This is a genomic window from Aquamicrobium defluvii (genome assembly GCF_004363725.1).
Classification (GTDB): Bacteria; Pseudomonadota; Alphaproteobacteria; order Rhizobiales; family Rhizobiaceae; genus Mesorhizobium; species Mesorhizobium defluvii.
The window spans coordinates 1-10,947 of record NZ_SNZF01000027.1; the positions used below are offsets into that span (position 1 = coordinate 1).

General features: G+C 59.5%; 10 protein-coding genes. 3 read left to right on the top strand and 7 right to left on the bottom strand.

Going from position 1 to position 10,947, the window contains the following annotated elements:
* Positions 1–89: 89 nt before the first annotated feature.
* From DES43_RS17400 to DES43_RS17425, 6 genes are all read right to left on the bottom strand, one after another.
* Positions 90–1,025 carry a type I restriction endonuclease gene (locus DES43_RS17400; protein ID WP_133675850.1) on the bottom strand — a complete coding sequence of 312 codons (936 nt, stop codon included), beginning with the start codon at positions 1,023–1,025 and terminating at the stop codon, positions 90–92.
* Positions 1,022–2,305 (bottom strand): restriction endonuclease subunit S domain-containing protein, encoded by a 1,284-nt coding sequence (locus DES43_RS17405; protein WP_133675852.1) that lies wholly within the window; start codon positions 2,303–2,305, stop codon positions 1,022–1,024. The genes DES43_RS17400 and DES43_RS17405 overlap by 4 nt, the downstream gene beginning before the upstream one ends.
* Complete coding sequence (locus DES43_RS17410; protein ID WP_208110847.1) at positions 2,298–4,985, bottom strand: type I restriction-modification system subunit M; 2,688 nt, start codon at positions 4,983–4,985, stop codon at positions 2,298–2,300. Before DES43_RS17410 ends, DES43_RS17405 begins: the two co-directional genes overlap by 8 nt.
* Before the next feature lie 206 nt (positions 4,986–5,191).
* On the bottom strand, positions 5,192–5,737 hold the full coding sequence (locus DES43_RS17415; protein WP_133675856.1) for an ATP-binding protein: 546 nt from the start codon (positions 5,735–5,737) through the stop codon (positions 5,192–5,194).
* Positions 5,734–7,269: a GNAT family N-acetyltransferase gene (locus DES43_RS17420; protein WP_133675858.1), complete on the bottom strand. Its 1,536-nt coding sequence runs from the start codon at positions 7,267–7,269 to the stop codon at positions 5,734–5,736. Before DES43_RS17420 ends, DES43_RS17415 begins: the two co-directional genes overlap by 4 nt.
* Entirely contained in the window at positions 7,244–8,038 is a 795-nt protein-coding gene (locus DES43_RS17425; protein WP_133675860.1) for a helix-turn-helix domain-containing protein, read from the bottom strand. The genes DES43_RS17420 and DES43_RS17425 overlap by 26 nt, the downstream gene beginning before the upstream one ends.
* Before the next feature lie 388 nt (positions 8,039–8,426).
* Between DES43_RS17425 and DES43_RS17430 the strand changes: the two genes are divergently transcribed.
* The 3 genes from DES43_RS17430 to DES43_RS17445 all read left to right on the top strand — a co-directional run bounded on the left by DES43_RS17430 (position 8,427) and on the right by DES43_RS17445 (position 10,509).
* Complete coding sequence (locus tag DES43_RS17430; protein ID WP_208110848.1) at positions 8,427–9,098, top strand: DNA methyltransferase; 672 nt, start codon at positions 8,427–8,429, stop codon at positions 9,096–9,098.
* Between the two features lie 627 nt (positions 9,099–9,725).
* Positions 9,726–9,941, top strand: coding sequence for a transcriptional regulator domain-containing protein (locus DES43_RS17440; protein ID WP_133675864.1), 216 nt, complete (start codon positions 9,726–9,728; stop codon positions 9,939–9,941).
* A gap of 88 nt (positions 9,942–10,029) precedes the next feature.
* Positions 10,030–10,509 (top strand): DUF2285 domain-containing protein, encoded by a 480-nt coding sequence (locus tag DES43_RS17445; protein ID WP_245514597.1) that lies wholly within the window; start codon positions 10,030–10,032, stop codon positions 10,507–10,509.
* A gap of 16 nt (positions 10,510–10,525) precedes the next feature.
* Here the strand turns inward: DES43_RS17445 and DES43_RS17450 are convergent, their stop codons facing one another.
* A complete protein-coding gene (locus DES43_RS17450) occupies positions 10,526–10,813 on the bottom strand; it encodes a DNA -binding domain-containing protein (protein ID WP_133675866.1) in 288 nt (95 codons plus the stop codon).
* Between the last annotated feature and the right edge of the window lie 134 nt (positions 10,814–10,947).

Here is a 10,947-nt window from a genome sequence, read left to right on the forward strand (position 1 = left end):
CCCTGCAATCAACCAGCAGGGGTGGGTTCAAACATGGGTCACTTCTCAATGGAAAAATCCCTCAATCCCGGGTCAGCTCTCAGCGGAAATCAACAGCGTGGCACCACCTTGATGCGCACGCCTTCGTCTGTGGTCATGTAGACAGTGAAAGCGCGCAGCGCGTCGAGCAGGTACTGCGGCCGCAGCAGGCCCGCCGCCATGACCTCCTGCTGCACCAGTTCCGTGCCCGGCGCCTTGCCAAGCTCGCCGCACACCTCGTCCATGGCAGCGCGCGTCTGCTCGATGCCGACCGGCTTGACCGAGCGCCAAGGGAGGAAGTCGTCTGGCCGGGCGGTGACCGAGCCGACGCGGGCGTCGTAGTAGTCGGTGGCGACGAGCAGGTGGTTCGTCCAGAACAGCCGCTCAGCGCCCTCGTTCTTTTCGGGCACGCGGCGGTTGGCGTACCGGCGCATCTGGTCGATGGCGGTGGCGATGGGGTCGGTGACGGCCGGGCTCTTGGCCTCGATCACCACCAGCGGCAGGCCGTTAACGAACAGCACGATGTCCGGCACGATGAACCCGCGGTCGCCGACAGCGCCGGGCGGGTCCACGCGGAACTGGTTGACCGCGACGAATTCGTTCTCGTCGTCCGGCTCGAACCCGATGAAGCGCACGCGGCGTTCGTGCTCTCCATCGGGGCCAGAGACATTGACGCCGCGCACGATCTTGTCGTGCAGCTCCTCGTTGATCGCGATGAAGTCCCGCGAGGTTGGCCGCTCGAGCTGCGAGATCGCCTGGCTGATGCGGCGCTCGTCCAGCCACTCGGACCCGTCGTCTTTGCGGTTCAGGCGGCGCAGCGCAGACTCGAGCCGGTCACGTAGCACTGTCCGCTGGAAGGTGTCGCGGCCGAGCAGGTGGTAGTCCTTGCGGCCAGTGCTCGGGTCTTCGTCGGCACCCTCGACATGGGTCCAGCCCATAACCCCCAGCTGGCGCAGGAGGGGGCGTTCAACAACATTCAGTTCGTCCAGACGGTCCTGCTGGCTCATTCGGCAGCCTCACGAATGGCCACCACAGGCTTGCGGCCGGTGAGGAGGTCATCGCGCAGACCTTCGCGAAGTGACGAAAGCTTGGCGCGCTCGCGGCGGTGGTCTTCGATGGCCGCAGCGACGCCGTTCACGCGGTCAATGATCGCTCGCTGTTCGTCCAATGTGTCCGGCACGGCGATCAGCGCGCGCCGGAGATTCGTGGGATTGATGTTCACCTGCTGGACGCCGGGCGTTGCGAACTGCCGGATGGCGCGCTGGACCGGCGCCCAATTCAGCCAGAGATGAAGGAACTCGGGCAGCAGGGAATCGCCGCAATGCAGCCGAACCAGGTAGGATGCAAAGGCTGGGCCGGGCTCGTCGCTTCGCCAAATGGCCGCCTTGCCCACATGCTCCCAGCTGTTCGTGCGGTTGAACAGGACATCATTGCGTTGCAGCCGGAAGCGGTCGACGGCATGGGCGGGAGCGTATTTCAGATCTGAGAGATCGAACTCGCCGTCCTGGATGTTATTCATCCGAAGGACGGGGGTCCCGGCGCTGCTGTCGCCCAAGGAAAGGTTGGTGCCGTATTCGGCTCCGACGACGAAGCGCCCGAGGTTCGCGACCATCCACGATGCGGGCCGGGAGCCGACGCTCGTCTCAACAAGGTCAGAGGGCTTGCGAGGTGAACCGTCGTCCGAGAGACCGCGCGTCAACAGGTCGTCTATGGTGCCGACGTGGATGGCGCGCAGCTTCTCAAGAACCATATCGGTTTCGAGGATCGCATCGTCGATAGCGTCAAGTACCGCAGCAATCTTCGCCCGCTCTGGAGGCGCGTAGCCAACGATTGAGATTCCCTCAACGTCACTGTTTTTCAGGTTATTGATCGCGCTTCCAGAAAGAATGATGTCGATGCTTCGCCGAAACTGTTCGCCTTGGAAAACATGCCGCAGAAAGGCGGCGTCACTCTCAATTTTTGGATGGAACACTGAGCAGAAGGCTCCCACTGTTAGTGGGGCACCGTACTCGCCGTTGTAACGAGCCGCCTTGCCGACAAGCGCTTTCGATCCGTTTGACATGCAAACGACAAGGTCGCCTTCTTGAACAACCTGAGCAGGTTTGACCAAATAGCTAGGTACAATCTGGATAGAGCCGAAATCTAGCTGACCTTCTTGAATATTCGTGGAACGAAGGAGAACCGTTCGATCTGGCCCGACGTCCTCTTGAAGATGCTCCGGACGATACGAGACACCTCTGACCCCATCCGCCAAGTTCCCAACTTTGATCGTGGACTCTTCACGCATATCCGAGCTCCACTAGGAAGCTGTCGAGGCGCGTGGTCGCGTCCGACCTTCGCCCCTCGATCCTTTTGAGGCTGACACGGTACTTGTCCCAGAGCCGCTCTAGGTCCCCAACGAGCGCGCCGACACGGCGGACGCGGGCGCGTTCGAGCCGGTCGAGCAGCCGCTCGCGGTCGATGTCGAGCACCAGTTCGCGGCAATCGTCGTCGTCCAGTTCGGCCCGTGCGGCCGTTAGCCGCTCGACGAACGCCGCCTTGAGCCGCCGCAGCGTGGCGCGCGCCTCCTTCAGCTCCTCCTTGATCGCCTCATAGGGGGTGAGCACGGCGTCGATGGTCACAGCCTCCTCGACCAGCGGCGCTAGGCGGCGCTCGATGGCTGCCAATTCGGCCTCGAACTCCTGCACATCCATGCCCTGCGCGCGCATCCAGTCGATGGAGCCCTTGGAGGGTTTGCCGGTGCCTGTGGTTTTCACAAGCTCCTTCCGGCGCTTGTCGTCATCCTTCATTTCGGCGCGCAGTTCCTTGCGCCGCTTTTCCAGTTCCTTGGCGAGGTTGCTGCCTTCCTCGGCCCCGTCCAGCCAGTCCTCGGCGCCCTCGACCCCGTCGCCCGTCTCCCAGGCTTCCTTCTCGGCCTTGACCCGCTCCACCTCGGCCTGCGCGGCGGACAGTTCGGTGACGTAGTCCGCCATGCGATGGCGCACGAAGGGATGTGCGAGTAGCTCCTCCAGCGTGACCTTCACGGTCTTCTTGGCGTCGCTGTCTTCGTCGTCGTCCGCGTCCTCGTCCTCCAGCGCCGAGCGCAGTGTCTCGACCCAGCCGTCGACCAGTTCGGCGAACCCGTTCTCGACGATGACGCGCAGCTCGTAGCGGATTTCATCCCACCAGCCCGCGATGGAGCCCATCAGCGCATAGCGATCGAGGCAGCCGACCGGCAGCATGGCGGGCTCAAAGCTGTCGAGCATCTCGCGGCGCAGCGGCATCAGGCGCTTGCTTTCGGGAAGCTCGGCCAACCCGGTCCGTGCCGACGACCACCAGGTATCGAAGGCCGCGACCATCTCACCTTGCCGCGTTGCAACGCCGGGGTTTGACTCGACCTGGGCCCTGATATCGGCACGCTTCTCGACGGCATTAGCGAACTCGGCGTAGTCGGCATCGCGGTCGACGAACGGCGTGTCGACGTCGAAGCCCTGTGCCTGCGCATGCGGGCGGATACTCTCGATTTCCCGCTTCGACACGCCGCCATGGAGGTGGGCGCGGACATCGTGGGGCTCGGGCGGCGGGCTGCTGTCGGCATAGCGCCGGATGTTCAGGTTGCCGGCTTCGTCATTGATGATGGCAGTTTTTTCGATGACCGTCGCGAAGCCGGGCACGTCAGTGAACGCGTCGTAGGCGCTGACGATCTTCTCGATGTGCTCCGGGTCGATGAAGTTCTGCGCGCGCCCCTCGCGATACTCGCGGTCCGCGTTGATGAAGAGCACCTTTCCCTTGCGCGCTTCCGGCTTCCCGTCCGGGTGGCGCATCACAAGGATGCAGGCCGGAATGCCGGTTCCGTAGAAGAGGTTCTGCGGCAGGCCGATCACGGCCTCGATGCAGTCCTCTTCGAGCAGAGCGAGCCGGATTTTCTTCTCTTCGCCGCCACGGAACAGCACGCCGTGCGGCATCACCACAGCCATTTTCCCGGTCTGCTTCAGGCTAGCCAGCATGTGCTGGGCGAACATCAGGTCGGCCTTCTTGCCCGTCGTGGGACACCAGCCGAAGCGGAAGCGGTCACCGAACTGAATCCCGCGCTTGCTGTAGTTCTGACTGAAGGGCGGATTGGCGATCACCCGGTCGAACCGCATGAGGCGGCCGTCCTCGATATGCTTCGGATCGACGAGCGTGTCGCCGTTCCGAATGTCGGCGTCGGGAATGCCATGGAGGAGGAGATTCATCCGGCAGATGGCCCAGACCGCGCCGTTGTCCTCTTGGCCATACAGACTCAGCCGCCGGCCGTCATGCTGGAGGGCGTACTCGTAACCCTGGTTCAGCATGCCGCCGCTGCCACAGGTGGGGTCGTAGAGCGATGTGCCGCCCTGCGGATCAAGGATGCGGACCATCAGCTGCACCACGCCGCGCGGCGTATAGAACTCGCCGGCCTTCTTGCCGGCGGAGTCCGCGAACTCGCTGATAAGGTATTCGTAGGCTGCGCCGAGGAGGTCGGGAAACTCGAAATCCTCGTCGAGCAGGCGATACTTGTTGAAGTGGCTGATGAGACGGCGAAGCCGCTCGTCGGGGATCTCCGACTCGCCAACCTTCCGGGCGAAATTGATGTGCCCCAGCACGCCCCTCAACGCGTTGTGGTTTTCGTTCTCGAGCCCCTCGAGGGCCTTGTTCAATTCATTGGCAACGTTGGCGTGGACGTCATTCAGGAGCCGGTCCCAGCGGGCGATCGGCGGCACGAAGAAGGTCTTGGTGTAGGACGACGGATGATCTGCGCGTTGCAGGGCTTCCTTTTCGGACCGTCCAAGCGCGCGCTGTTCCTTCAGAATCTTCTCGCGCTGCTGCTCGAACACGTCGGAGCATCGCCTTAGGAACAGTATTCCGAAAATGTACTCCTTGAACTCCGACGCATCCATCTTGCCGCGAAGGATGTCGGCGGCCGCGAACAGGTGGCGTTCAAGTTTTTCTAGAGTAAGCTTTGCCAATGTCGCCCCAGTTATAGAAGAAAGCGAGGATGTTAGAGAGCCGCGCTGATTATCCCCAAATCTCCTATCCGATTAACCGATCTAAGCAGGATAGAAAAGGACGGGCTAGTTGCCATCCTGCGATAAATCCTCTGCAACCCCTCGTGGTTCGCTCCACAGGAAGGCAAACGGTTCCAGCACTGCGGCAGGGGAATCTCCGGGGGCTGTTACACATCGAGAAACACTGAGATGTTGGGAGTTTCGTTCAAGGGGACGATAAACAGAGGAACCCGGAGAGCTAGGGCCGCACGATAGGCCGCAAGCACGGATTGCTCCTGATGTTCAGCTAGCTCCTCCGGCGATCTGCTCGGTCTGGACCTTCGATTATCCGACGCACGTCGAATCGCGATCTTTTCGACGTCATCAACCAAAACAACGAAGCGGGAAACATCGATCGCCGAAAAAACCGAAGGCAAAATTTCCACTAGGCCATTGGGAGTGTCTATGATGGTGTGACCGTCAAGAACGATCAATCCTTTTTCCGGCGCGTGTCTTTTGAAGCCAGATACCAGAAGGGCTTGATTGTCGTCGATATTTCCCTCGCGCAGGAGATCGTGGGCGGCAGGCTTGCCTTGGCGCTGTTTCCTTTCCTCTTTGATCAAATCACTCGCCCGCAAATGCTCAAAAACAAGTCTTCGTCGCGCATCTTCAAGAAGTGTCGACTTCCCGACGCCTGACAAACCCACCAAGGCGACAACCCTCCGCTTACTCATGCTTGAAATCCGAGGTCGATTTGCGAAAGTAGGCTATCTAGACAAGAGCGCGGTATACGAAAGATCGATTGAGGCGGATGCTCTGCGATAACCTTGCTCTCTTGAAGCTGCTTCAACCCCATAGCCGGATCAATATAGGCGGCGAGCAGGTAGTTGATGACTTTGACGGGCGATTCGGCAGATGCCCGCCACCGGTCGAGGTCTTTCTCGCTATAAACCGACCGCCCGCCTGTCATCTGGAGTAACTCCCGGGTGGATCGCGCAAGACGAACGTCCTCAAGTATTCCGATTGCAGTCATTGCCTGTGACGGTAACGACGATGATTTTCCTTTGTAGAAGAACAATATCGAACCTGGCGGGCCTAGGTTTGATGGTGCGCGACACAGGTACACCTTTCGGATTGTGTTGCCCGGTCGCCGCGGACCTCCTCCCAACCCAAGCGCTCCGAAGAGATCCAGCTGGTTCTGCTGCTTGAGATCCGGATAGAGGATGTCATGGTAGCCCTCCTTGATCGGGATACCGAACGCTGCGGTGTCCGCCACGATGGCGAAGCGCGGATAATTCAGCCGATGGGCATCAAAGTGATTGTCGCCATCAGTCGGCGAGGGTGCGCGCGCGCCCATACGTTTTTCATAGATCCTCTCACCGTCCTCCTTTGTTGCAGTATGGGTGAACCCGAAATACTCAAGAAGATCAATGAGGGAGGTCTGCCCCTCATACGTGGTGACATAGATGAGGTCATATTTGTTCCTTTGAGCGAACCAAAAGACCTTCTTCAAAAGCAACTCACCAAGCTTAAGGCCGCGTCGCTCCGGCCGAACCTTGAACGTGCAGATCTTCAGTATTTTGTTGGCTTTTTCAGTTGCGTCGGTGTCCGAGCCGGTCTCATCCTTTCTGACCAGAAGGCCGGCAATTCCGTCGTCTTCAATGATCCAGCAAAGGCGCCGCTGCTTCACACATTTTTCCGTCCACCATTGATCGAAACCGGGATAGTCCTCGCGCAGGCTGTCAAAGATGCTGTCCGTCAGAGGTATCGCATGAGCGGCGACCTCATCGATGAAACGCACTGGCGCTTCGATCGGCTCATAGGTCGTTCGAAGGAGCTGAACGGCGTCTGCTACATAGAGCACCCGGCGACCGAGTTCTGGAGAATGGCGCCTGGCCCGCTCGTGGAGGCCTCTGTCTTGGCTAACAAGAAAGTCCACGGCGCCGATGTGAAGCGTATGCAGCAGGGTCGCGTCGACTATATCATTGTGCTTCGGAAGAGGCCCGAATGCGTTCGAAAGCTCTGCAGCGGTCAAGCCTCGGACTTTTGATAGGGTTTGAAATTTACCAAGCTTACTGAGAGATATCGCTCGGCGGGCCGTATCCTTGTCGCGACCAACATCGTCGCGCGCCGCCTCGTGCACGAAAATATCGACCTTGTGCTTGGCGGCGAGGCTTGTAAGTGCGGAAAAGGCCGGCTCTACGGTTTTATTGTCTTCCAGATGAATAATTACATTCGTATCAATCAGATATGTTTGTGTGCTCATTCCGGAGCGCCTTTTGAAGGTCTGGCTTCGCGTAGAGGAAAGACTGCGGAGCCTTAAATCCAAATCGCTCCTTCAATTCAGGTAGGGTCAGTGGCCTCGTAAATCGGCGCGGTGTCGACAGTTTTAGTGCAAAGCCTTCTTCCAGGCCACTAAAGTACTCGTCGAAATCGGCTTTCTTGATCGATGCAGATCGGCCGTGCTTTTTCCAGAGGGCACAGAGTTCAAGGCGTTCAACGTTCTCAATTTTAATAGCGCCTACCAAAGCCATTTCTGGCGAAGTAGAATAAATATAGGCTGTCGCACCGGGAGCCAATGACAGTGGGAATCGCCTTCTTAGCTCAATGGTTTTTACACCATCGAATATCTTGCCCGAATAGTTCGGTTTTATGCTAATCACAACATCTCGTTGCGCCGGAAGAGCATCGCCGCGGTCGCCAAAAATTGGAAGAATATACTGATCGTCGTCGTCAACAGCTTCGCCAGTCTCAGTCCTGATACGAACTCCCAAGTTCGAGTGAACTGGAAATGCTGCATCGATACGTAAGCTGGCACCGAGGGCCTCAACATATCGCTGCAACGAGGATATCTGGACATCGCCCCGCTGCTCGATCTTGGAGATCGCAGCTTGGCCAACACCCAAACGTTTCGCCATCTCTAGCTGAGTTAAGCCTGCAGCGCATCTTAACGCCTTTAGCGATTGGCCCACAACACGCCCCGCATCGCCATCACCGACCAGGACAGCATCAACGATTTCGTGCTCAGCCGACATTGTTCGACACCGCCAGACTCCGAATCATACCATTAAATATTCCTCCTATGGAATACCACTAGTGAGGGTTCCCGCACAACTAGCGCGGCCACGATCGTATGCCTACTTGGTAGATTATATTGGTTTTGCCTTCGATTGGATGCGTTGAAAAACAGGTGTTAAGCGACTTGGGGACGCTGCCCCCTGGCGCGGCGCAAGGGACCGCTAACTCTCGACCGGGACGGTTTCCCCGGCCTTCCTCCACTTCGTTCCTCCGTTCTGTGCAGGCCGGGTGATCCCCCTCCATCCCGATCGCCCTTGCACCTTTCACCCCCGGTCTCGCCGACAGGCAAGGGTTCAGGAGCGCGCGCTTCGCGGCTCTGAACCCGCAACCCGAAGGATTAGAAACATGACCAGCACAGCCAACACCCCGCGCAATGTCATTTTCAATGGCGATTGCATCGACGTGATGCGATCGTTTGACCGGGCGTCAGTGGATTTCATCCTAACCGACCCGCCCTATGTGACCAACTTCCGAGACCGGCAGGGCCGCACCGTTGCCAATGACGACAACGGCCGCTGGCTTCGCCCGGCTTTCAACCAGATGCATCGCGTTTTGAAGGACGGCGGCTTTTGCGTCAGCTTCTATGGATGGAACAAAGTCGATCTATTCATGGACGCATGGAAGGCGGCAGGCTTCCGAGTTGTCGGCCATATTGTTTTCCGCAAGCGTTATGCGTCATCAACCCGCTTCCTTCGCTATCAGCACGAACAGGCTTATTTGCTGGCAAAGGGCAATCCGACCTTGCCCGCGCAGCCGATCCCTGACGTGCTGGACTTTCCTTACACCGGCAACCGGCTGCATCCGACGCAGAAGCCCGTCGAAGCCCTGACGCCGCTTATCGAGGCGTTCACGAAGCCCGGCGACTTGGTGCTGGACCCTTTCAGCGGCAGCGGTTCGACGTTGGCGGCCGCGCAGCAGACCGGGCGCAATTGGACCGGCATCGAACTGGACAACGCCCACTATCACACCGCCAGACAGCGCCTCTCGGAGCTGCAACGCCACCGGGAGGCCGCGTAACCCCTTTGCACCAGCGCCCGCCACAACATCGCGGGCGTCGCCACCCCCAACTCCATAGACAAGGATTTCACAATGCGCTGGATTGTTACTGTTGACCACCATGGCGGCTGCTTGGGCCTGGGCGAGGATGCGAACGGCCTTCCGGCACGCGGAAACCCGGAGCAGGCCGCAGCCCTTCCGATGGATTTCAGGCTTCACCTCGCAAGCGGCGAAGTTTTGTTCGAGGGCCGTTGCGGTGACATTGATGCCGATTGGTGGCACGGTTTCGAGCCGCTGAATTACCTATGGCATCCGTTTCGTTGCCGCCGCCTGTCATACCGCCGTGCACGAACTCAAGACGCTTGGCGCTCGCTTCGCCCATAAACCAATTGCATGGCCGCAAGTCGCCACCGCCGTCCCAACCGGGACGGCGGCTTTTGCGCGTTCATTCGACGTCGCTGTAGAAAAACACGCTCGCCGGGCAGCGCCCGGCTCGCAGGACCATGCAGGCATTGTCGGAAAGCATTGGGGCACTGATCGGGTTACGCGGACCAGTTATCTCGCAATGAGGGCTACCCCAGTAGCCGGACGTACCGAATGATCTTTGTGCGGGCAGCGCTTGCGCGCCCGAGATAGGGAGGAAGCGCCATGCTCAGCATCGATTGGCGTACTCCGGCGGCTTACAGGGACACCAGGAATCTGCCCGCCGCCGGTTTCGCATGGGAATATCTTCGTCGCAACAACGAGTATCGCCAGGAATACTGGGCGCTGGCGGCAAGTCAGCAGCCGGATTCCGGACACCTGGAGGCGTTCGTCGAGCGTTGGGGTGTGCGATTTCCCCAGCGATCCCGACGAGCCGCATGAACAGCAGAGCATCATATGGTCGCCAAAACTCCAGCCACAAGCAGTAAGGTTATCAGAGGTCGAGGCCGATGGAGCTCACGGCAGCCCTTTGTTCACGCTGGCACATCTTGATGGTCTGGAGCTTAGCCGAGCGACTGACGGCTGGCACGGCATATGGCGTTTAGATGGAGTAACGCACCAATTCTGGTTGCCTGATGCCTCGCCGGACACAGCAGCCAGCTACGCGGTGAATTTGCCGCTGGACAGCTTCCTGGAATTGCGTGTTCACGCGGCAAGAAGACTGTGGCGCTCTCTGACACGCCGCCCGCCGGGACCGGCCATCGGCACACTCCCAGACCAATTGCGCGAATGGCACATCCTGTCCTTGCGCGCGCTCGACGCGAAACTGCGCGGTGAGAGCTATCGCGCCATTGCCGAAGTCCTGCTCGGCTTCCAAGGGACGAAAGAAGATTTTGAGAACGACCCGCGCAAGAACAAGGCGCGCCGTCTGGTCAAGCATGGCATCAGGATGATGCGGGGCGGCTATCGTCTGCTGCTTCACTACCCGGTCAAGCCGGGCAAGTCCTGACACTGGGATCCCAGCATCACGCCTTGTTTGCAGCGGCCTGCTCGAGAATCCGTTTATAGCCTTCACGCGAAAGCCATTGTGCGCGTTCCAGGTGGCTTTGCCAGCAGCGGTAGGTTCGAAGCTCCTCGGCAGCAGGATCGCGGTGCAGAACGATCTGCGCCACTTCCTTCCAATCGGCATCTTCGGCCTTGGCATCGAGCAGCCGAAGGTAGGTGACAAAATGCTGCTCGTCATACGGCGTGATCTGATCGCCGGTCGGCGCGACGTCATCGACATCGGGATCGAGTTCAGTGGGTATTTTCATTTCACTCCCCATCCGAAGAAGAGCCTTGCGTGCGGTGCGCCCCCGCAACTGGCCCCTTTGACCTGGTGATCGGGGAGTTAGTAACCGTGTTGGACGGCCCCATGGCCTTTAGACGGGTAGCCCTGGACATACGC